At 70.1% G+C, this 20831-nt stretch carries 18 protein-coding genes, 1 tRNA gene, 1 pseudogene and 1 riboswitch; of the genes and pseudogenes, 7 read left to right on the top strand and 13 right to left on the bottom strand.

Features of this window, described 5'->3' with window-relative positions; translation table 11 throughout:
• Positions 1-27 precede the first annotated feature (27 nt).
• Positions 28-606: a dCTP deaminase gene (gene dcd / locus ACXAHD_RS00580; protein ID WP_281552431.1), complete on the top strand. Its 579-nt coding sequence runs from the start codon at positions 28-30 to the stop codon at positions 604-606.
• A 160-nt stretch (positions 607-766) separates the two neighbouring features.
• Here dcd and ACXAHD_RS00575 read toward each other — a convergent pair whose 3' ends face one another.
• The 3 genes and pseudogenes from ACXAHD_RS00575 to ACXAHD_RS00565 form a co-directional block, all read right to left on the bottom strand.
• Complete coding sequence (locus ACXAHD_RS00575) at positions 767-1705, bottom strand: C40 family peptidase (protein ID WP_281552430.1); 939 nt, start codon at positions 1703-1705, stop codon at positions 767-769.
• A 98-nt stretch (positions 1706-1803) separates the two neighbouring features.
• Positions 1804-1947: riboswitch (cyclic di-AMP (ydaO/yuaA leader) on the bottom strand.
• 257 nt (positions 1948-2204) lie between these two features.
• On the bottom strand, positions 2205-3248 hold the full coding sequence (locus ACXAHD_RS00570) for a C40 family peptidase (RefSeq protein ID WP_289211782.1): 1044 nt from the start codon (positions 3246-3248) through the stop codon (positions 2205-2207).
• Positions 3249-3432: 184 nt separating this feature from the next.
• Positions 3433-3894: pseudogene (locus tag ACXAHD_RS00565) on the bottom strand (RNA-guided endonuclease InsQ/TnpB family protein); the annotation flags it as partial.
• A gap of 89 nt (positions 3895-3983) precedes the next feature.
• On the opposite strand from ACXAHD_RS00565, the gene ACXAHD_RS00560 reads away from it, so the two are divergent.
• Entirely contained in the window at positions 3984-4673 is a 690-nt protein-coding gene (locus ACXAHD_RS00560) for a GOLPH3/VPS74 family protein (protein WP_281552428.1), read from the top strand.
• On the opposite strand, the gene ACXAHD_RS00555 is transcribed toward ACXAHD_RS00560, so the two are convergent.
• From ACXAHD_RS00555 to ACXAHD_RS00545, 3 genes are all read right to left on the bottom strand, one after another.
• Positions 4670-5254, bottom strand: a complete 585-nt coding sequence (locus tag ACXAHD_RS00555) for a VanZ family protein (RefSeq protein WP_281552427.1) — start codon at positions 5252-5254, stop codon at positions 4670-4672. The two genes, ACXAHD_RS00560 and ACXAHD_RS00555, sit on opposite strands and share 4 nt — an antisense overlap.
• Positions 5255-5264: 10 nt before the next feature.
• Positions 5265-7493, bottom strand: a complete 2229-nt coding sequence (locus ACXAHD_RS00550; RefSeq protein ID WP_289211781.1) for a heterodisulfide reductase-related iron-sulfur binding cluster — start codon at positions 7491-7493, stop codon at positions 5265-5267.
• Positions 7494-7756: 263 nt separating this feature from the next.
• Positions 7757-8020, bottom strand: coding sequence for a cell division protein CrgA (locus ACXAHD_RS00545; protein ID WP_123606549.1), 264 nt, complete (start codon positions 8018-8020; stop codon positions 7757-7759).
• A gap of 230 nt (positions 8021-8250) precedes the next feature.
• Between ACXAHD_RS00545 and ACXAHD_RS00540 the strand changes: the two genes are divergently transcribed.
• The 4 genes from ACXAHD_RS00540 to ACXAHD_RS00525 are packed head-to-tail and all read left to right on the top strand — an operon-like array spanning position 8251 to position 11227.
• Positions 8251-9063 (top strand): DUF881 domain-containing protein, encoded by an 813-nt coding sequence (locus ACXAHD_RS00540; protein ID WP_281552425.1) that lies wholly within the window; start codon positions 8251-8253, stop codon positions 9061-9063.
• Complete coding sequence (locus tag ACXAHD_RS00535) at positions 9060-10232, top strand: class E sortase (RefSeq protein ID WP_475047550.1); 1173 nt, start codon at positions 9060-9062, stop codon at positions 10230-10232. The genes ACXAHD_RS00540 and ACXAHD_RS00535 overlap by 4 nt, the downstream gene beginning before the upstream one ends.
• 3 nt (positions 10233-10235) lie before the next feature.
• A complete protein-coding gene (locus ACXAHD_RS00530) occupies positions 10236-10562 on the top strand; it encodes a hypothetical protein (RefSeq protein ID WP_475047547.1) in 327 nt (108 codons plus the stop codon).
• Positions 10563-10576: 14 nt separating this feature from the next.
• Positions 10577-11227 (top strand): aminodeoxychorismate/anthranilate synthase component II, encoded by a 651-nt coding sequence (locus tag ACXAHD_RS00525; protein ID WP_475047544.1) that lies wholly within the window; start codon positions 10577-10579, stop codon positions 11225-11227.
• Positions 11228-11262: 35 nt separating this feature from the next.
• Here ACXAHD_RS00525 and pknB read toward each other — a convergent pair whose 3' ends face one another.
• The 7 genes from pknB to ACXAHD_RS00490 all read right to left on the bottom strand — a co-directional run bounded on the left by pknB (position 11263) and on the right by ACXAHD_RS00490 (position 20410).
• On the bottom strand, positions 11263-13098 hold the full coding sequence (pknB, locus tag ACXAHD_RS00520; protein ID WP_475047541.1) for a Stk1 family PASTA domain-containing Ser/Thr kinase: 1836 nt from the start codon (positions 13096-13098) through the stop codon (positions 11263-11265).
• Positions 13095-14624 (bottom strand): serine/threonine-protein kinase, encoded by a 1530-nt coding sequence (locus ACXAHD_RS00515; protein WP_475047538.1) that lies wholly within the window; start codon positions 14622-14624, stop codon positions 13095-13097. Before ACXAHD_RS00515 ends, pknB begins: the two co-directional genes overlap by 4 nt.
• Position 14625: 1 nt before the next feature.
• Positions 14626-16134, bottom strand: coding sequence for a peptidoglycan D,D-transpeptidase FtsI family protein (locus tag ACXAHD_RS00510; RefSeq protein ID WP_289211776.1), 1509 nt, complete (start codon positions 16132-16134; stop codon positions 14626-14628).
• Entirely contained in the window at positions 16131-17573 is a 1443-nt protein-coding gene (locus ACXAHD_RS00505) for an FtsW/RodA/SpoVE family cell cycle protein (RefSeq protein ID WP_281555775.1), read from the bottom strand. Before ACXAHD_RS00505 ends, ACXAHD_RS00510 begins: the two co-directional genes overlap by 4 nt.
• A gap of 73 nt (positions 17574-17646) precedes the next feature.
• The gene (locus ACXAHD_RS00500) at positions 17647-19125 is read right to left on the bottom strand and encodes a PP2C family serine/threonine-protein phosphatase (RefSeq protein WP_281552419.1); all 1479 of its coding nucleotides are present in this window, start codon (positions 19123-19125) and stop codon (positions 17647-17649) included.
• Positions 19122-19604 (bottom strand): FHA domain-containing protein FhaB/FipA, encoded by a 483-nt coding sequence (locus tag ACXAHD_RS00495; protein WP_281552418.1) that lies wholly within the window; start codon positions 19602-19604, stop codon positions 19122-19124. The genes ACXAHD_RS00500 and ACXAHD_RS00495 overlap by 4 nt, the downstream gene beginning before the upstream one ends.
• A 2-nt stretch (positions 19605-19606) precedes the next feature.
• On the bottom strand, positions 19607-20410 hold the full coding sequence (locus ACXAHD_RS00490; protein WP_123606559.1) for an FhaA domain-containing protein: 804 nt from the start codon (positions 20408-20410) through the stop codon (positions 19607-19609).
• 248 nt (positions 20411-20658) lie between these two features.
• On the opposite strand from ACXAHD_RS00490, the gene ACXAHD_RS00485 reads away from it, so the two are divergent.
• Positions 20659-20744 (top strand) — tRNA-Leu (locus ACXAHD_RS00485).
• Positions 20745-20831 lie beyond the last annotated feature (87 nt).

Genomic DNA, 20831 nt, shown 5'->3' with positions numbered 1-20831 from the left:
CGGCCGCACGGTCGCTATCGTGTGACGATGCTCCTCTCCGACCGGGACATCGTCGCGGAGACCAAGTCCGGCGGCCTCTCCCTCGAGCCGTTCGAATCCTCGCTCATCCAGCCGTCGAGCATCGATGTCCGGCTCGACCGGTATTTCCGGGTCTTCAACAACCACCTGTACACCCACATCGACCCGGCCACCCGGCAGGACGATCTGACGTCCCAGGTCGAGGTGCCCAGCGGCGACCCGTTCGTCCTGCACCCCGGTGAGTTCGTCCTTGCCTCCACGCTCGAGGTCGTCTCGCTCGGCGACGGCCTGGCCGCCCGGCTGGAGGGCAAGTCGAGCCTGGGTCGGCTGGGCCTGTTGACCCACTCCACCGCCGGCTTCATCGACCCCGGCTTCTCCGGCCACGTGACGCTGGAGTTGTCCAACGTGGCGAACCTGCCGATCAAGCTCTGGCCCGGGATGAGGATCGGGCAGTTGTGCATCTTCCGGCTCTCGTCGCCGTCCGAGCATCCGTACGGGTCGGCGGTCTACGGATCCCGGTACCAGGGGCAGCGTGGGCCCACTCCGAGCCGGTCCTGGCAGCGGTGGCGCACCTGGCCGACCAGCTGAACCGGCTGGGCTGTCGGAGAGCCGACCCATTGGCGGCGGGCAGGCGAAAGGCGCCCTCCCAAGCCGGGGGGAGACATGGGAGGGCGCCTTTCCGGTGGCCGGTGCTGCCGCTTGACGGGGGGATCAGCGACACGCGCCAGGCCATGGGGAGGAGTGAGGTCTAGCCGGGCCTGCCGTAACTGTGCACACTCGAACCGATCTTGCGCATCTGCACCGGTTCGCCCGCCTGGGAGGCGTGCACGATCCAGCCGTTACCCACGTACATGCCGACGTGGGAGAGCCCGCTGTAGTAGAAGATGAGGTCGCCGGGGCGCAGCTGGTCCCGGCTCACATTGGCGGTCACCTGACGCTGCCGGGCCGCGTTGTGTGGCAGTGAGACACCGGCCTGCCCCCAGGCGGCCAGGGTGAGACCGGAGCAGTCGTAGCTGCCCGGTCCTGCCGAACCCCACACGTACGGCTTGCCGATCTGCGCGCAGGCGAAGGTGACGGCCTTGCCGGCCGCACCGCCGGGGTAGGTCGCCGGGCAGGGCGCGGGACGCAGCGAGCCGAGGGTGTTGGTCGAGCCGTACGCCTCCAGGCGCAGGTCCTGCAACCGGTCGACCTCGGCGTCGATCTCCTTGGCCTTCGCCGCCAGCTGGGCCTCGGTACTGGTCAGCTCGACGATCAACTCGTCGAGCGGGGCCTTCTTCGCGGCGTACTCGTTCCTGAGGTCGACGACGGCCTGCACGTCACGGGCCTGCCGGCGGGCGAACTGGTCCAGCAGCTCGAGCTGGTCGGCGAGGTGGGTCGGCTTGCCGTTGGTGAGAATCGCGTTGAAGACCGACGGGCTACCACCCTTGTACGACCGCGCGGCGAACTCGCTGACCCGGTCCATCGCCAGGTCGATCTGGATCTGCAGCGGCTTGATCTTCTTCTGCAGTTCGTCCGCCTGCTTCTTCTTGGCGGCGAGATCCTGCCGTACGGCGTTGTGCCGTTCGATCGTCGGTTCGAGCTCGGCCCAGACCTCGTCAATCTGCGACTCGATTTCGGCGACGGTCGGCTGCGCCTGCGCCGGCGCTCCGACCAGCAGCAGACCGACGCCGGTGGTGGCGGCGATCAACGCGGTGAGTATTCGTCGAGGGTCGTGCGGCGTTCTTCGCCGATGGTCGCGGCTGGACCACCGGAGGTATCGCCGAGGGGCGCTCGTAGCCACCGGACTCCTTCTCCCCAGACCGCCTACCGGGTTAGCTGACGGGTTCGGGCGGAAAGGAGACGCCCTACCGCAGGTGGTCTGCGGATTCACCCCGGGAGTGCCGTGGGTCCCCGGCTCGCCGTCAGGCGGCGATTAGGTGGTGTCAGGTCGAGGTCAACCCGGTTGGTTGACGTCCTCCCGACTCGACGATCCCCAAGGTTAGAGAGCAGCGTTCTCGCTACGCAAGCGAGAACACAGACTATCTCATTGAGTACGCGGACGATTGCGCATCGTGCATAGGCTGCCATCGTTCAAGCGTTCGAATTTTGCTGGGCGGACCGGCCCGTTCAGACCGGTCCGACCGTACGTTCGGCTGGCCAAAGCACGTCACTCAGATTGCCCTGGCGAGCGGGCTGACCTGCTGCGATCAGCCGACCCGCTTGAATCCGGCGAGCGGCATGTTGTCGATGTTCTCCATCTGCACGGGTTGACCTGCGCGTGGAGCGTGCACCATCAGGCCATTACCGATGTAGATCCCCACGTGATGCAGATCACTAAAGAAGAACACGAGATCCCCTGGTCTGGCGTTGGCGCGACTGACCGAACTGCCCTGATTCCACTGAGTTCCGGTGTAATGCGTGAGACTGACACCGGCACTTGCCCAGGCATACTGGGTCAGGCCGGAACAGTCGAACGCGTTCGGCCCGGTGGCACCCCAGACGTACGGCTTGCCGAGTTGTGCACACGCGGTGCGTACCGCGGTCCCGGCGGCTCCACCGACCGACACCGCCGGACACGGGCCGGAGGCACCAGATCCGCCGGTGTAGCCGGTGGACTGGTACGCGGCGTTTCGCGCCCGTTCCAGGCGCTTGATCTCGGCGTCAATGGTCTTGCGCTGCTCGGCGAGCGTCTTGTCCTGTGCCTGCTGCTTCGTGATCAACTCGTCCAGCGTCTGCCGTTCGGCGAGATAGCGGTCGCGGGTCTCCAGAACGGCGGTGATCTTTTCTTGCCGACGCTTGGAGATCCGGTCCAGCACCACGAGCTGATCCGCCAGGCTGGTCGGTGATCCGGTCCGGAGGAGTGCGTTCAGCTCGCTCGACGGCCCGGTCCGGTAATAGCGGTTGGCCACCTCACCGATCTCGTCCGCCGCCAGGTTGGCCTGCAGCGACAGCGGGCGGATCTTCTCGTCGAGCGCAGCCGCCTTCTTCTCGTTGGCCTTGAGCTCGCTGTGCACCTTGTTGTACTGCTCGATGACCGGTTCCAGTTTCAGCCACTGGGCGTCCAACTCGGCTTCGATCTCAGCGAGCGTCGGCTCGGCGTGAGCCGGAACAGCCGGGAAGACCAGTGCGGTTACGGTAAGCAACAGCGCAAACGCGATACGCTGAAGAACTCGTACACGCGGATGCTCTCCGCGTCGATATGGGGACCCACTGTGACGATGGATGTGCGAGTTTGCGAGCGCACGTGCCATTGGCAGCGACTCCTTCAATGGTCGATCGCTGGGGCCTCACGGGCGGGGGTACGGAGGCCGACATCCGCAGCGGTCGGTGCATCACCTTATTGGAAAGCGCGGCGTTCGTTCAAGACCGCCTGCCGTCTCTGCTTCATTGCAAGCAGCTGCTCGTCGCCGCCCGCAGCCGCTGCTTCTCTCGCAGCTACCGTTTCTCCTGCAGGCACCGGGCTGGGCGGTTAGCGTGTTGACTTCCTCCCCGCCCTGGAGGAACGGAGATTCCCTGGGTCGCCCCAGGGGGTTCCTGCTTCACCGACGACCGCCCCGTCCGAGAGGAGGACTCCTGGTGAGGTCTTACACCGCCTCCACAGGCAGTCACGGAGAGCCCCTCCGCGAGGATCGTCTGGGTTTCACGAACGAGCCGAGTGGTCAACTTGTGCAGGTGATCACGGCGGCGGTCGGCGCTCCGGGCATGAACCCGGGCCACCGCCAACCGGGCCTTGGCCCGGTTGGCCGAACCTCTGGCCCTGCGTGCGAGGTTCCGCTGGGCGCGGGCCAGCCGCCGCCGGTCACGGTGTTCATGTCTCGGGTTGGGGATCTTCTCCTCGGTCGACAGGGTGAACAGGCTGTCGAGGCCGGCGTCGACCCCCACCACGGCAGTGGTGGCCGAGGAAGGCGAGGTCGTGCCTGCCCTGCTTCCGCAGGGTTCCGGTTCCTCCCCGGCCGCAACGCCGGAGTATCCACGGAAGGACTCTGATGACGTCGCTCAGCCTCGCGGAGGAGCTGGTCCTGCTCAGCTATGACGATTCCGGGACCGCGACCGTCGCTTCCCCCGAGCTCGACTATGCGGTCGCCGGGGCGGTGTTGTGCGACCTCGCCGTCGGCGGGCAGATTTCGATCGACACGGACGGCCGGGTGCAGGCCGGCGACGATCCCGGCAGCGGGTACGCGCCCGGCAGCGACCCGGGTCGGAAGCTGCTCGACCGGGTACGGACCAGGATTCTGGCCGAGCCTGGCCGCGCGACCCGCGACTGGGTGGTCGATCTGTCCCACGGTGTAGTCGACGAGGTACTCAACGGGCTGGTCGTCTCGGGGGTGCTCCGCCGGGAACGGGACCGGGTGCTCTGGGTGCTGCCCCGGACCAAGTTCGCTCCGCCGGACGGCGGCGAACCGCCCGCCGAGACGGAGACCCGGCGACGGCTGGCCGCCGCCGAGCGCGGCGCCGGACCGGTCGGACCACGTACCGCCGCGTTGGCCTGCCTGCTGAACGCACTCGACGTGCCGGACGTCGGTGCTGCACCACCTTTGGACGCGCGGCGCCGGCCGCCCGCAGTGCTCGGGCCGGCAGCCTGGCCGATCGCTGCGACCACCGACGTCGTCGCCGGGTACCGGGCAACGGTCGCCCGCAGCGTCTTCACCGCCACCGACGTCGCGACTGGCAGCTAGCTGACCTTGGTAGGTGACGGCGCGAACCGCCGCCACAGCAACCGGACCACGCCGCCGCCGACCGCCCCGATCAGCACCCCGGTCGCGTTGTTGACCCAGTCGTAGCCGACACACTCACGGCCGACGCCGAGCACCGCCTGGCCTACTTCGACGACCACCGGGGCCAGCAGGAGCAGCCCGGTGGCCAGCGCTGGCCGGCGGACCGCCAGCACCGTGCAGAACGCCAGTGGTACGAACATCGCCACGTTGCCGACCCGTTCGCCGAGCGAGTCGACGGTGACCAGCCCGGACCACAGCACCGCCGGATCGGTGAGCGACCGGAGGCACGCGGCGAAGACCTCCCCGTCCGGGCCGGAAACGGAGACCCCGGGGGCGAGCGGTACGCCGGACCCGGTCGGTGCCGGTGGCAGGGTGAGCGCGGCGATCGCGGCAGCGCCGAGAAGCATCCCGAGCGTCGGCCAGCGTGCCCAGCCGAGCCGTACGGCGAGCGGCCGGTGCGCCAGCAGGCTCACGCCGGCCAGCGCCGCGAGGGTGAGGAACGGCCAGGGCTGGGAGAGGAACTCGCGGGCCCAACCCAGCACCCGCTTCTCCCTACTCCTCGGCCGACGATGACGCCGACGATGCTACCGCCGGCTTGACCGACCTGAGCAGCACCGTCGCCACATCGACGACCTCGACGTTCTCGTCCGCCGCGCCGCTGGACTGCTTGCCGGTGACCCCGTCGCCGAGCATGGTGTAGCAGAAGGGGCAACCGACCGCGATGGTCTGGGCACCGGTGGAGAGCGCCTCCTCGACCCGGTCGACGTTGACCCGTTTGCCGATCCGCTCCTCCATCCACATCCTCGCCCCGCCGGCGCCGCAGCAGAACGAGCGTTCCGAGTTGCGCGGCATCTCCCGCAGCTGGGCCGCGTCGCCGCCCGCCCCGGCGCCTGCGGTCAACGCGGCACCGAGCACTTCCCGGGGCGGGCTGAACACCCGGTTGTGCCGGCCCAGGTAGCACGGGTCGTGGTAGGTCAACCCACCGTCGACCGGGGTGACCGGGGTGAGCTTGCCGGCGGTGACCAGGTGGGCCAGCAGTTGGGTGTGGTGTACGACGTCGAAGTGGCCGCCGAGCTGGCCGTACTCGTTGCCGAGGGTGTTGAAGCAGTGCGGGCAGGTCGCGACGATCTTGCGTCTCGCCGGCTCCCGGTCGCCGAACGCCTCGTTGATGGTCTCGACGTTCTGCTGGGCCAGCATCTGGAAGACGAACTCGTTGCCGATCCGCCGTGCCGGGTCGCCGGTGCAGGTCTCGCCCTCGCCGAGGATGGCGAAGTCGACGCCGGCTTCGTGCAGCAGGGTCGCCACCGCGCGGGTGGTCTTCTTGGCCCGGTCCTCGAACGCGCCGGCGCAGCCGACCCAGAACAGGTACTCGAAGTCGTCCACCTCGCCGACCCGGGGCACCGCGAAGTCGAGCCCTTTGGTCCAGTCCTCCCGGGTGTTCGGTGGAGCACCCCACGGGTTGCCCTTGTTCTCCAGGTTACGCAGCATCACGCCGGCCTCGCTGGGGAAGCTCGACTCGATCAGCACCTGGTAGCGGCGCATGTCGACGATGTGGTCGACGTGTTCGATGTCCACCGGGCACTGCTCCACGCAGGCCCCGCAGGTGGTGCACGACCAGAGCACGTCCGGGTCGATGACGCCGCCGTCGTCGGCGCCGCCGATCAGCGGGCGGTCGGCCTCGGCCAGCGCCAGGGCGTCGACCTTGGCGAGTTGTTCGGTCGTGCCCTTCTCCTCGCCGGTGAGATCCTTTCCGCCGCCGGCGAGCAGGTACGGCGCCTTGGCGTAGGCGTGGTCGCGCAGCGACAGCACGAGCAGCTTCGGCGACAGCGGCTTGCCGGTGTTCCAGGCCGGGCACTGCGACTGGCAGCGGCCACACTCCGTACAGGTGGTGAAGTCGAGCAGGCCCTTCCAGCTGAACTGTTCGACCTGAGCGACGCCGAACTGGTCCGACTCCGGGTCGGCCTCTTCGAAGTCGAGCGGCTTGCCGTCGCTCATCATCGGCCGCAGCGCGCCGAGGCCGGAGTTGGGCCGGCCGGGGTCCCGCTTGAAGTAGATGTTGAAGAAGGCGGCGAACCGGTGCCAGGCCACCCCCATGGTCAGCGTCAGCGCGATGACGATCAGCCAGGTCATCGAGATGAGAATCTTGATCAGGGCGGTGATGCTGATCGCCGATTCGGAGGCGGGCAGGACGGCACCGAGCGCGTGGCTCACCGGGGTGGCCCAGACCGGGAAGTCGAAGTGGTCGGTGGCCACCCGGAAGCCACGGATCAAGAAGCCGCAGATCAGTACGGCGAGCACGACGGCTTCGACGAAGTAGCCCTGCCACATCGTCGAGCCGGTGAACCGTGACCGGCCGCCGGCGCGGGTCGGCCGGTTCGCCAGCCGGATCCCGATCAGCACGCCGATACCCGCCATGCCGAGGATCGAGATGAGCTCGGTGACCAGCCCGTACAGCAGCCAACCGCCGATCACCGGAATGCCGCCGCCGGCGTCGACCACCTCGAAGTACGCCTCCAGTACGAGGATGGAGAGCACGATGAAGGCGACCATGACGAACCAGTGGGCCGCCCCGACGACGCTCCATTTGAGCATCCGGGTGTGGCCGAGGGTTTCGCTCAGCATCACCTTCGCCCGGGTGGCCGGGTCACCGGTGCGGTGCGGGTCGGCCTTGCCGAGTCGGATGATCGAGACGAACTGCCAGACCGCCCGGCCGGCGAGCACCACCGCGACGGCGGTGACGATGGCGGCGACGACCGTGGTGACGATCTGGACCGTACCCATTCGTTGGCCTCCCGGTGTGCTGGACGAGCGGCAGAGTGACCGGAAGGCCGGTCACGGAGCTTCAGCCTACCGCCAGGTTACCCATGGGTAATGTGACGAGCGTCGCACCGGACCGGCGCCCGGTACTCGCCACCCTATGGCAGCGTCGCCGCCGCGCCGCCGCCCGGCCCTCGATAAAACAGCAGGTCGGCCGGCGTCCTCGGGGACACCGACCGACCTTGGGCGGCACTGGCGGGCCGGCTGCGGACCGACTGTGAACCGGGTCAGCGCCAGCGGGAGAGCAGGATCAGCGAACTCACCATGGCGCCGAACCCGATCGCCAGGTTCCAGTAGCCCCAGGAGGCGACCGGGTAGGCGGTCTCCGACAGGTAGTAGACGACCAGCCAGCCGATGCCGAAGACGATCAACGAGACGGCGCTGATCGGCAACCAGACCGGACTCGGCTTGCGGGTGGCAGCCGTCTGGGTCGGGCGGACGTCGGTCGGCGGGGTGTAGACCTTCTTCTTGCGAACCTGCGACTTGGGCACGGCGCTCTCCTGGTGGCTATCATCCGGCCCGGCAACCGGACGCAGCGGCGACGGTCCATGGCCAATAATGTTCAAGAGCTAGCGTAGTCAAGTTGCCGCGATCCGGCCACGGGCCGCAGCACGGCAGCAGCGACATTTGGGCACAACCAGGTCCACCAGGTGCGATAGACCGCCCAGGTGGTCCATTATGCGGACACTTGTCGATGGCCGGCAGGCGGAGAGGGGGCGAGATGGAGTACACCTCCGGCAGCGCGTCCTGGCGGGACGTGGTCCGGCGTGCCGTTCGCGGACTGCTGCGTCGCCGGCGCGGCGCGGAGCAGCCCGGCTGGTCCGCCGGCGTACCGCTGATCGCGCTGCTCGCCGGCCTGCTGTTCACCACGACCGCCACCACCGCCAGCGGCACCAGCCTGCGGGAGGACCGTCGACCACAACTCGCGCAGCTGATCGACGACCGACGTACCCAGCTGGCCGCCGCCGAGGAACGAGCCGCCCAACTGCGCGACCAGGTCGACCAGCAGACGGAGCTGGTCGCCGGGTCGGACGAGCCGATCGCGCGGCAGCAGGCCCGGATCGACGCGAACCGGTCAGCGGCCGGCTTCACCGCGCTGGCCGGCCCGGGCGTCATCATCGAACTCGACGACGCGCCGCGGCTGACCGACCTGCCGGACGGTGCCAGCAACGACGACCTGGTGGTGCACCAGAGCGACGTACAGGCAGTGGTCAACGCACTGTGGGCCGGCGGCGCCGAAGCGATGTCAATCATGGATGTACGGGTGTTGGCGACCAGCGCGGTACGCTGTGTCGGGAACACGCTGTTGTTGCACGGCGGGGTCTACTCGCCCCCATTTCGGATCGCCGCGATCGGTGACCCCAGCGCCCTGCAGCAGGCGCTGGCCGACTCCGAAGGGGTGCAGTTGTTCAGGGACGCCGTGACCCACTTCCAGCTGGGCTACCAGGAGACCGTCGAAGCCGAGCTGACCGTGCCGGCGTTCGACGGCTCGGCAGCGCTGCGGCACACCACCGTTGCGGAGTCGGCGCGATGACCCGGCCCGGGGTGCCCGGCCATCCAGAGGCGCCCGGCCATCCCGACCAACCGCACGACTCGGGCCGGCACCGCACATACCACACCGACGACTCGACCACGGTGCTTCCCCGCTTCACCGGGCCGAACCCGGCAACGGCCCCGGGCCCGACACCCCCGGCACATCAGCACCCGCCCGGCTACTCGCCGCAGCAACTGGCCCAGTACCAGCGCCCCCGGCCGCCGGAGCGCGACGATGCTGCCCGCACGGCCGTCATCCCCGCCTACCCGGCCGAGCCGGCCGCGTCCACCACGGTGCTGCCGGTCGTGATCAGCAGCTACCAGCCGCCGCCGAACGGCGAGTCACCGGCCGGCAGCGGGCGGGATCCCGGCCCCGGCGAGCGCGACGGTGCCGCCCCCCGTCGCGGTGAGCGGGTGGTCAAGTTGCGACCGGAGCGCACCGACAGCGGTTACAAGAGCGTGTACTCCGAACTGACCAGACCGACCATCTGGACCGCGCTGCGCACCACCGCCCGGGTCACCGGGGAGCTGCTGATCACCTTCGGCATCGTGGTACTGCTCTTCGCCGGCTACGAGATCTGGGGCAAGTCGGTCATCGTCAACGCCCATCAGGACGAGCTCAGCGACCAGCTCGCCCAGCAGTGGGCCGAGGTGCCCGAGCCGGTGGTCAGCGACGGCCCGACACCCGAGCCCGAGGCGTCCCCCACCATCCAGGTGCAGGGCACCCCGGTCGCCGGGCTCTACATCCCGAAGCTGGACAAGAACTGGATCGTCGTCGAGGGCGTCGGCCAGGACGACATCCGGTACGCGCCGGGTCACTACCCGGACAGCGCCGGCCCTGGGGAGGTCGGCAACTTCTCGGTGGCCGGGCACCGCAACCGGGCCACCTTCTGGCGGCTGGACGAGCTGGGCGACGGCGACACGATCGTCGTCGAGGACCGGGACACCTGGCACGTGTACGCGGTCACCCGCAACCACATCGTGCTGCCCAACCAGACCGAAGTGGTCGCCGCCGTACCCGGCGACCGCCGGGCGCAGCCGACCGAGGCGATGCTGACCCTGACCACCTGCCACCCGAAGTTCGACAACTACCAGCGGCTGATCGTGCACGCGGCGCTGGTCCGCAGCCAGCCCAAGGCCGATGGCCGACCGGCGGAACTCGGCGGCTGAGCCATGTACGCCTGGATCTGGCGCAAGCTCCCGTTCGGCACGCCCGGCAAGCTGATCGGTTCGGCGCTGCTCGCCGGGCTGACGGTCGTCCTGCTCTGGTACGTGGTCTTCCCGTGGGCGGAGCCGCTGCTGCCGTTCGACGACGTCCAGGTGACCGAGGACGGCGGCGGCACCGACCCCGGCGACGGCGGTCCGGCCGACGGCGGCGACGGCGGCGATCCGGCCGACGGCGGCGACGGCGGCGATCCGGACGGTGGCGGCGCCGACGACTACGAGCTGCCGTACGACACCGAGACGAACAACCCCGTACCCGATGAGAACGGCGACTAGAGTCAGGTGTCCGCGTGCGCGTACTGGTGATCGACAACTACGACTCGTTCGTGTTCAACCTGGTGCAGTACCTCGGCCAGCTGGGTGCCGACTGCGACGTTCGGCGCAACGACAAGATCTCCGTCGACGAGGTCGGCCGGCTCGGCGCGGCCGGCGTGCTGCTCTCCCCCGGGCCGGGTGCGCCGGGCAGCGCCGGCATCTGCCTGGAGGTCATCGAGCGGTACGCCGGACAGCTGCCGATCCTCGGCGTCTGCCTCGGTCATCAGGCGATCGGTGCCGCGTTCGGCGGGGTCGTCGAACGTGCTCCCGAGCTGCTGCACGGCAAGACCTCGCTGGTCGAGCATCGGGGCGTCGGGGTGCTGGCCGGGCTGCCGGACCCGTTCACCGCCACCCGCTACCACTCCCTGGCGGTACGCGAGGACAGTCTGCCGGCCGAGATCGAGGTCACCGGGCGGACCGCGTCCGGGGTGGTGATGGCGATGCGGCACCGGAGCCTGCCGGTCGAGGGTGTGCAGTTCCACCCCGAGTCGGTGCTCACCGAGGGCGGCCATCTGATGCTGGCGAACTGGCTGGCCGGGTGCGGTCTGCCGCAGGCCCGGCAGCGGGCACCGCGACTCGCCGCCGAGGTGGAGACTCGGCGGCGGGCCGCGTTCGTGTCGGCCTGAGCGCAGGCCTGGCCGCTTGGACCGCGGGCCGCGACTCAGTCGAACAGCCGGGAGACGGGCGCGGTGGGCAGCAGACCGCTCACTCCGCTGCCTGGGGTACTGGAGCCACCGCCACCGCCCTCGCCGTCACCGTCGCCCGGTGGCGGGCTGGTCGTCGGGGGGGAGCCGGTCGGCGACGGGCTGCCGGTCGGATCCGGCGACGGCTCCACCTCCTGCCGGGGCTGGGAGACGACGATCTCCACCCGGGAGTTGACCCGGTGCTCGCCGTTGTTCGGGCTCTGGCTGGTGACGATGCCGGCATCGGCCGGGTCGACTTCCTCCCCGTCGATCACCCGGGGGTCGAAGCCGGCGTTCTCCAGCCTCGCTACGGCCTGGGCCTCGGTGTAGCCGACGACGTTCGGCATGTCCCGCAGGTTGTTGAGCGAGACGTGCACCTCGACCTCGCTGCCCACCTTCACCATCTCGCCGAGGCTGGGCACCTCGACCACCTGGTCCTTCGGTGCCGAGCTGTCCACCTCCTCGAAGACGGCGATCAGCTCGAGGTCGGTGAGCCGCTGCTCGGCCGCGCTGCGGGTGAAGCCCTCCACATCGGGGACCTGGACCGTGCCCGGGCCGGAGCAGACGACGAGGGCCACCTCGGTGCCCGGTTCGACGGCGCCCGGCTTCGGCGACTGATCGACGACGGTGTTGACCGTACAGTTCGCGTCGTCGCGAGGGGTGACGTCCGCTGTCAGCTGCAGGTCGGTGAGGGTCAGCTGGGCCTGTTCGATCTGCGCGCCGACGAGGTTGGGCAGATCGACGGTGACCGGCTCGTCGGGGGCGGAGTTCATCCAGATCAGCCCGGTGGCCAGGGCGATCACCGCGAAGACGCCCAGCGCGCTGAGCCCGGCGATGACCGCCGGCGAGGTCCGCCTCGGCGGCGGGCCGCCGACGCCGCCGGGGATCCGCTGGGTCGAGCCGGTACGCCCGGTGGCGCCCATCGCCGCGGTTTCGTCGTCGCGCAGCACCGGGGTGGCCAGCACCGGCCGGCCGGAGGCGGCGCGCAGCAGGTCGGCCCGCATCTCGCCGGCGCTCTGGTAGCGGTTGACCGGGTTCTTGGCCAGCGCCTTCAACACGATCGCGTCGATCGCCGGGGTGACGTCCCGGTTGATCTCGCTCGGCGCCCGAGGGTCCTCCCGGACGTGCTGGTAGGCGACGCTGACCGGGCTGTCGCCGACGAACGGCGGATGGCCGCAGAGCAGCTCGAACAGCACGCAGCCGGCCGCGTAGACGTCGGACCGGGCGTCCACCGACTCGCCCCGGGCCTGCTCCGGGGAAAGGTACTGCGCGGTGCCGATCACCGCCGAGGTCTGGGTCATCGTGGTCGCGCCGCTGGCCAGTGCGCGGGCGATGCCGAAGTCCATCACCTTGACCTGGTCGGTCTGGGTGAGCATGACGTTGCCGGGCTTGATGTCCCGGTGGATGATGCCGTGCCGGTGGCTGAACTCCAGTGCGGCGCAGACGTCGGCGCAGTATTCCAGGGCCCGACGCGGGTGCAGCCGGCCCTCGGCGGCGAGCACCTCCTTGAGGGTGCGGCCGTTGACGAACTCCATCACGATGAACGGCAGCGTCTCGCCGGTGGCGGCGTACTCCTCGCCGGTGTCGTAGACCGCGACGATCGCCGGGTGGTTGAGCGACGCGGAGTTCTGCGCCTCCCGCCGGAACCGTTCCTGGAAAGTCCGGTCCCGGGCCAGGTCGGTGCGCAGCATCTTGATCGCGACGTCACGGCCGAGCCGCAGGTCACGGCCGCGGTGAACCTCGGCCATACCGCCATAGCCGAGCAACTCGCCGACCTGGTACCTGCCACCTAGCAGGCGGGCCTGCGCGGTCATCGTCCTTGTCGTCCTTCGCTCGTCTGGTCGTCATCGGATCGGACCAAGTCGGGTGCTTCCATCGACGGTACGGGTCCCACGCTGGTTTCGACGTGTCCGGCTGCCATCTGGTTCTCAGCCGTAACCAATCGCACCACGGGTTGCCCCAGAGCGGCCGAATTGCTGGCGCTGTCGATGATCCGGTAAGCGACCAGCCCGGTGCAGAGCAACACGATCAACGCTCCGAGGATGATCGCCAGGACGGTGAACACTTGCCGGTGCAGGCCACCGGACCGCTGGGGCGGGGCTGGTGGCCGGTTGTAGCCGTACGGGTTGGGTGGACGACCCGAAGCGGGCAGGGGCTGCCGCGCCGGGGTGGCAGGGTGATGGTAGCCGGCCGGATACCCGCCCGGCATCATCGGCGCGGTGGCGGGCCGGTAGCCGGGTGGTCCGGGCATCGGCTGCCCCGGCGGCGGCCGCTGACCGGGCGGCACCGGATTGGGCGGCACCGAGCCGGGGTGCATCGGCCCCGGCGACATCGGCCCCGGAGACATCGGCCCGGGGGACATGGGTGCGGGGCCGGACGCCATCGGCGAAACCGGCGCTGCCGACGTGGGCCGGGGCGCGGCCGGGTGCTGGCCGGGGTGCTGCTGGCCAGGATGTTGCTGGCCCGGGTGCTGCTGAGCGTGTGGTGGCCGGGGCGGGCCGGCCGGTGGCCGGGTCTGGCCGGCGAGAGTGGTGGCGGCCTGCCGGGAGACGGCGGCCATCGTGGCGGCGCTCTGCCAGCGCGCCGCCGGATCCTTGGCGAGCGCGCGCTCGACGAAGCTGCGGACCACGGGTGGGATGTCCGACGGCAGCGCGCGCGGCACCTCCCGCACGTGCTTCATGGCGATTTCCAGCGGATTGTCGCCCTCAAACGGCCGCCGACCGGACAGGCACTGGTAGGCGACCACGCCGAGCGCGTACACGTCGGAAGCCGGCGTCGCGACCGCGCCGGACGCCTGCTCGGGGGAGATGTACGAGGCGGTGCCAAGCACCGAGCCGGCGGCGGTCAACTGGCCGACGATCTCTGAGCGCGCGATGCCGAAGTCGGTCAGCACCAGCGTGCCGTTGGGTCGTACCAGCAGGTTGCCCGGCTTGACGTCGCGGTGCACGATGCCCTTCTCGTGGGCCGCGTGCAGCGCGTCGGCGGCCTGGGCGACCAGCGCCATGGTGCGGGCCGGGGTGAGCCGCCCGACCCGGGACAGGGTGCGCGACAGCGCGTCGCCCTCGACGTACTCCATCACCAGGAAGGCGATGTGCTTGTCGCTGCCGTAGTCGTAGACGTCGACCACGCCGGGATGGTTGATGGTGGCCATGGTGCGGGCCTCGCCGCGGAACCGCTCAGCGAAGCCGGGCTCCTCGAGCAGCGCGGGAAGCAGGCTCTTGACTGCGACGGTACGGCCGAGCACCTCGTCGGTGCCGCGCCACACGTCGCCCATCCCGCCGCTGGCGATGCGCTCGTCGAGCCGGTAGCGGCCGCCGAGCAGGACTCCGGAGCTCAGCATCTCATCGCCCCTCACGTTCGGCGACGAGGGCCCGCATGATCTGGCCGGAAATCCGGGCCGCTTCCGCGCTGCCGCCGCTGCCGGCACCTTCCAGCAGTACGCAGACCGCCGAAATCGGTTCACCGTCCTCGGACGTGACGAAGCCGATGAACCATCCGTGGTCGTCGTCGCCCTCGCCGGCCTGCGCGGTGCCGGTCTTGCCGCCGACGGTGTACCCGTCGATCCGGGCGTTGCGGCCGGTGCCGTTGCGCACGACGCTGACCATCATCTCCTGCAGGTCGGCGGCGACCGACCCGCTCACCGACTGGCGCAGCTCCCGCGGGTCCGCGGTGTAGTAGCTGCTGGTCCGGTCGGCATGCAGCAGCTGCTGGATCACGTACGGACGCATCTGGCTGCCGCCGTTGGCCACCGCCCCCGCGATCATCGCGCCTTCCAGCGGGGTCATCCGGACGTTGTTCTGGCCGATCGACGACTGGGCCAGCGCCGCGCCGTCCTCGCTGCCGTCCGGGTTGGCGATGTCGCCGGTCCGGCTGGCCGCGACCGGCAGGCCGTCGTCACCGCTGGTCCGGCCGACGACCAGCTCCTCGTCCTCGAAGCCGAAGTCGCGTGCCTTTGCCTTGACCGTCTCGGCGCCGAGCTCCACGCCCAGCTTGGCAAAGCCGGTGTTGCACGAGTCGGTCAGGGCGGTGATCAGGGTGACCTCGTCCTGCGGGCAGATGGAGTCGACGGCGTTGCGGATGTCGGTGCCGGAGTCAGGGTGCCGGTAGACCGGGCCGGCGGAGATCGGCGTCTCGACGGTGGTGCCGTTCTCCAGGGCCGCCGCCGCGACGACGACCTTGAAGGTGGAACCGGGCGGCAGCACCTCGCCGAGGGCCCGGTTGTTCAGCGGACGGTTCGGGTCACTGTCCAGCTCGTTGAAGGCCTCCTGAGCCGCCCCGGTGTCGTGGCTGGCCAGCGGGTTCGGATCGAAGCTGGGCAGCGACACCAGGGCCTGCACCGCGCCGGTACGCGGATTGAGCGCCACCGCCGCGCCCACGTCGACGCCCACCCGGTTGTCCAGCAGCTGCCGGTACGCGGTCTCCTGCGCCCGCCGGTTGATGGTGAGCAGCACGTTCCCGCCGCCGGTCTCCTCGCCGGTGAACAGGTCCCGGACCCGGTCGGCGAAGAGTTGGTCGCTGGTGCCGGCGAGGAACTCGTTCTCGGCCTTCTCCACGCCGGTGGCGGCCAGGTTGACCGGCTTGTAGCCGATCACGTGCGCGTAGAGCTCGTTGTCCGGGTAGGTCCGCAGGTACTGCAGCTCGCCATCGGTCGGCGTGCTGGTGGCCAGGGCACGGGCGCCGGCTTCGATGTTGCCGCGTTGCCGGTCGTACTCGGCGACCTGCACCCGGCCGTTGTAGTCGCTGGTGCGGTACTCCTCGGCCTTGTAGCCCTGGACCCAGTTGAGGTTGACGAAGAGCAGGCCGAACAGAACCATGATGACCACGCCGACTCGGCGCAGTGGGGCGTTCATCGGCGGATCACCTCCGTCGGCGCGCCGTGCAGCTGGGCGGGTGGTCCGGCCGGGGTACCGGGCGGCCGGGGCTCGGCCCCCACCACCGGCCGGCGGCCGGCGTCGGAAATCCGCAGCAGCATCGCCACCAGCAGCCAGTTCGCCATCAGCGACGAGCCGCCGGCGGACAGGAACGGGGTGGTCTGACCGGTCAGCGGGATCAACCCGCTGATCCCGCCGACGATCACGAAGACCTGCAGGGAGAGGGTGAACGCCAGGCCGCCGGCGAGCAGCTTGCCGAACGAGTCGCGTACCGCCAGACCGGCCCGCAGCCCGCGCTCGGCGACCAGCAGGTAGACGACCAGTAGTGCGGAGAGCCCGAACAGGCCGATCTCCTCGCCGAGGCCGGCGAAGATGAAGTCGTTGTGCACCTCCGGCACCTTCAGCGGCTGGCCGCCGCCGGGTCCGGCGCCGAACAGCCCGCCGGTGCCGAGCCCGAGCAGCCCCTGGACCAGTTGGTAGCCGTCGGCGTACGGGTCGGAGAACGGGTCGAGCCAGATGTTGGCCCGCTGGTAGAAGTTGGCGAACGGACCGCCGACGATGTTGCCCAGGTGGTACGCCAGGAACGCTCCGCCGAAGAACAGCAGCAGACCGATGATCAGCCAGCTGACCCGTTCGGTGGCGACGTACAGCGTCACCACGAACATGCCGAAGTAGAGCAGCGACGTCCCGAGGTCCTTCTGGAAGACCAGGACCAGGACGCTGAGCAGCCAGACCACCAGCACCGGGCCGAGGTCGCGCCCCCGGGGGAAGTCGATCCCGAGCACCCGCCGGCTGGCCAGCGACAGCACCTCACGCTTGCGGACAAGGTAGTACGCGAAGAAGGACAGCAGGGCCAGCTTGGCGAACTCGCCGGGCTGGATGGAGAAGCCGCCGATCAGGATCCACAGCTTGGCGCCGTTGACCTCGGAGTACCGCGCCGGCAGCACCGCCGGGATCATCACCAGCACGATCCCGGCCAGCCCGAGGGTGTACGCGTACCGGGCGACGACCTGGTGGTCGCGGACCAGGACGAGCAGCCCGGCGGCGAGCACCACGGCGGCCAGGGTCCAGGCCAGCTGCCGCCCGCCGGTGCCGGCGAAGATCGGGTAGTCGATCCGCTCCGCGGCGGCTACCTGGGCCAGGTCGTAGCGGCGCAGGAATCCGACGCCGATGCCGTTGAGCAGGGCCACCGCCGGCAGCAGGGCCGGGTCGGCGTGCGGGGCGAAGAACCGGATGACCAGGTGCAGGCCGACGAAGACCGCGCCGACCACGGCGGTCGGCACCCAGAAGCCGGGCCGGATGGTGCCGAGCACGGCCGCTTCGGCTGCGGCCGAGTAGAGCGCGACCACGGCGAGCGCGAGGGCCAGCAGGCCGAGTTCGGCGTTCCGCCGCGTCCTGATGGGGCGGATCCGCGGCATCTCACCGGTGATGGCCGGCGGGGCGGGTCCGACTGAAGCGGTCACTGGGTTTCCTTCACCTCGCTCGCCGGCCTCAGCCGACCGTCCGGCAACCGGCCGGGTTGGTCACCGGCGGGACCGGCTCGACCGGTGGGGCGTCCGGGGAGCTCTCCGGGGCACCGGACGGGCTCGGCGTGCCGCCCGGTGACGGGCTGTTCGCCGGTCCGGTCGGTGACCCGGAGACGAGGCCCTCGGGTGTCGCACCGGGCGATCCGGTCACGTCGGCTTCCGGTGACGGCGTGGGCGACGGCGGCGGGGTCGGGGAGGGCGACGGCGGGCAGATCGGCTTCAGGTTGGGGTTGCCCGGGTCGTCCCGGGTGAGTTCCAGCAGGTGCCGCTGCGCCTCGGCTTCGCTGCCGGCGTGGATGCCGCGCTTGACCCGGTCCTGGGCGACGGAGGTCAGGTCGTCCAGGGCGAGGTCGCTCGTCTGGTGCACGGTGGAGAGGCTGACGCCGGCCACCTCGCCCGGCATGCCCTGGAAGATCGCTAGCTGACCGTCGCCGGTGGCGCCGACGTAGTACTGCCGTTGGGTGTAGGCCCAGCCGGCCCAGACCCCGCCGCCGAGGATGCCGACCAGCACGACCAGCACGATCGCCGCGCGCAGCGGCCGGCGGCGGGGGCGTTGCTGGTCGTCGTCCGGGGCGGCAGCGGCGGCGTCGGCCGGCTCCGGCACGGCGGCCCGTGGCGCGGACAGTGCGGAGGCCCGGGCGGCCGGGGTGGAGTCGTCGGCGGCGGTCGCCATGCCGCGGTCGCGAGCGGCGGCACCGCCGACGATCGGTGCCTGCTCGTGGATGCTCTGGTCGGTGGCGTCGGCCACGACGACGGTGATGTTGTCCGGGCCGCCGCCGCGCAGCGCCAGCTGGACCAGGCGCTCGACGCACTTGCCCGGATCGGTGTACTCGCGCAGCGTTTCGGCGATGGTGTCCGGGCTGACCACGCCGGACAGCCCGTCACTGCAGATCAGGTAGCGGTCGCCCGCGACGACCTGGCGTACCGAGTACTCCGGGTCGATGTCCCGACCGTCCAGCGCCCGGGTCAGCAGTGACCGCTGGGGGTGGCTGCTGGCCTCCTCGGCGCTGATCCGGCCCTCGTCGACCAGCATCTGGACGTAGGTGTCGTCCTTGGTGATCTGCGCGAACTCCCCGTTGCGCAGCAGGTACGCCCGGGAGTCGCCGATGTGCACCATGCCGATCTTGCTGCCGGAGAAGAGCGTCGCGGTCAGCGTGGTGCCCATCCCCTCCAGATGGGGGTTGGCGTCGACGGTGTCCCGCAGGTGCTGGTTGGCCAGGCCGACGGCGCCGCGTAGGGCGTCGACCATGGCGTCGCCGGGAACGTCCTCGTCGAGGGGGGCCAGTGCCCCGATGACGAGGTTGCTGGCGACGTCACCGGCGGCCATCCCGCCCATGCCGTCGGCCACGGCGAGCAGCCGCGGCCCGGCGTAGACGGAGTCCTGGTTTCCGTCACGGATCAGTCCGCGGTCACTGTGGGCGGCATAGCGCAGGGTCAGAGTCATGGCCGTAACTCAAGAGATGTGCGGCCGATTCGGATCGGCACGGCGAGGGGTACGGGGGTAGGTCCGGTGACCTTAGCGCGGTCCAGGTAGGTCCCGTTAGTGGAACCCGCGTCTTCGATGAACCACTGGCCGTCGCGGGGCATCAGCCGGGCGTGTCGCGCCGAGGCGTAGTCATCGGTGATGACCAGGGTGGAGTCCTCTGCCCGACCTATCGTAATCGGAGACTCACCCAAAGTAATTTTGGTCCCGGCCAGTTGGCCAGCGGTCACTACGAGCTGATGAGCGGCCCGCCCCCGTTTGACCTTGGCCGGCCGGGCCGGTGCCGTACTGCTGCTGACCCCGCGCGGAGCCGCGACGAGGCGGCTGGAGCGGGCACCGGCAAACAGATCCCGGCGGATCACCCCCACCACCGTGAACACGAAGATCCACAGCAGGACGATGAAGCCGACCCGAGCGACGGCAACGACGAATTCGGGCAAGGTTAGCCATCCACTCGGAACGTGAGCGTGGTCGTCCCGAGCTGGATCATGTCACCGGGGTTCAGGGCCACTGCGGAGACCCGCTGCCCGTTGACCATGGTCCCGTTGGTCGACCCCAGATCGGTCAGCACCACTTGAGCACCGTCGAAGTCGAGCCGGGCGTGTCGGCGGGAGATCCCCACGTCCGGCAGTCGCAGATTGGCCTGGTCACCCCGGCCGATCACGGTCGAACCCATCTGCAGCGGATAGGTCCGCCCGTCACCCGAGACCAGCCGTACGTTGCGGGCGCCGGCCGGCGAGTGCGGCGGTTGACCGTACCCCCCGCCCTGCTGGTCGTACGGCGGATAGCCGCCCTGACCACCGCCGGGCATGTCGTACCCGGGCTGCTGCACCGGCGCGACGTCGCCGCCGGTGAAGACTTCGGCGGTCACCCGGAACATCCCGGTGTCGAGCCCGTCGCCGCGCTCGATCTCGACGATCACGTCGCCGTAGACCGTCCAGGCCTGCTCGCCGATGAACTCCGCCTGCGACTGGGCGAGCTCCTGGGCCAGAGCCGCCGCGTACGGAGCCAGCCGGCTGTGGTCGTACGGCGAGAGATCGATCACGTAGCGGTTGGGCACCAGCGTGCGCCCGCCAGCCAGGATCGCCTTGTGGGCCTCAGCCTCCCGCTGCATCGCGTTGAGGATCTCCACCGGGTGCACGACACCCTTGAACACCTTGGCGAAGGCCCCTTCGACTAGGCCTTCCAGACGCTTCTCGAAGCGTTGCAGCACGCTCACCGGCTCCTCCTCGGGTTCCGAGGACATGATGGTATCCGGCCGTCGCCCGTGCCACCCGCACGCCGATCGACCACCGCTCCCGGCCTGTCCCGAACGACCGACCCGCCCCGTGCTACTCTTCGCCAGGCGTCGCGGGCGATATCCAGCTCGGGGCGACCAGGGACAGCGTAGTATGTCCCGGCACCTGCCAGCGGGTGGCCCCGACCGACACCCCCACCGGGATCGGGAAGGACCGGCCGGGTTAGTCTTTCTACCGACTGTCCCGGACAGCATCCGGGGAAGTGGCGGAATGGCAGACGCGCACGGTTCAGGTCCGTGTGCCCGAAAGGGCGTGGGGGTTCAACTCCCCCCTTCCCCACCAGCAGGTCGGGCGGCATCAGCCGCCTGCACCAGCTAGCAACGATTGAGAAGGCTCCGCCCGACGGCGGGGCCTTCTTCACATATCGCC

Source organism: Micromonospora sp. ABR4_055 (genome assembly GCF_056160425.1).
Note: the sequence above shows the minus strand (reverse complement) of the source record. Positions and strands in the feature narration are given on the sequence as shown.